Origin of the sequence: Bradyrhizobium pachyrhizi, from assembly GCF_001189245.1 — a bacterium.
In the GTDB taxonomy this organism is placed as follows: domain Bacteria; phylum Pseudomonadota; class Alphaproteobacteria; order Rhizobiales; family Xanthobacteraceae; genus Bradyrhizobium; species Bradyrhizobium pachyrhizi.
This window is the reverse complement of sequence record NZ_LFIQ01000031.1, coordinates 1-924: the sequence shown is the minus strand read 5'-3', so window position 1 is coordinate 924 and position 924 is coordinate 1. Positions and strand designations below refer to the sequence as shown.

The 924-nt window shown below is 64.0% G+C and carries 1 pseudogene; it reads left to right on the top strand.

The window, feature by feature from the left end:
- Window positions 1–15 precede the first annotated feature (15 nt).
- Window positions 16–924: pseudogene (locus AKL29_RS03905) on the top strand (IS5 family transposase); the annotation flags it as partial.

Genomic DNA, 924 nt, shown 5'->3' with positions numbered 1-924 from the left:
GCATCGGAGAGGACGATGCGACCGAAGAAGCACAAGACGACGGAATCAAATGATCTGTTCCGGGCGCAGCTGGACCAGATCATCAACATGAAGCACGAACTGGTTCTGCTCGCCGGCAAGGTCGACTGGACTGGATCGACGGCGAGATCGCTCCGCTCTACAGCGAGAACGGCCGGCCCGGGATCGAGACCCGCTTCATGATCGGGCTTTTGCTGCTCAAGCACATTTACGGACTGTCCGATGAGGGAGTGTGCGAGCGCTGGGTCCACGACCCGTATTTCCAGTTCTTCACCGGCGAAGAGTTCTTCCAACACGCTTTCCCGCACGAGCGTTCGGACCTGAGCCATTGGCGCAAGCGGCTCGGCGACAAGCTGGAGCTTTTGCTGGCTGAGAGCCTGCGGGTGGCGCACGAGGCCGGCGCGTTGCGCAGCCAGGACCTCAAGCGGGTCACGGTCGACACCACGGTGCAACCGAAGGCCATCAGCTTTCCGACCGATGCCAAGCTCTTGCATGCGGCCATCAGGGGGCTCAACCGCCTGGCGAGACAGCACGGCGTCAGGCTGCGGCAATCCTATGCTCGCGTGGCCAAGGCAGCCGCGATGATGGCGGGTCGCTACGCTCATGCCAAACAGTTCAGGCGGCATCAGCGGCAGTTGCGTATCCTGCGCAGCCGGCTGGGCCGGATCATCCGCGACATCCGTCGCAAGATCGAGGGCCAGCCAGCAGAGGAGACGTTCGCACTCCCGCTTGGCCGAGCCAGCCAGATCCGCTCGCAGCAGCAGCGCCAGCGTAGCTGGAAGCTCTATTCCTTCCATGCCCCGGAGGTGGAGTGCATCGGCAAGGGCAAGGCCGCCGCGCCCTACGAGTTCGGCGTGAAGGCCTCCATCGTCACCAACAACCGCCGGGCCCCCGGTGGCCTGTTCG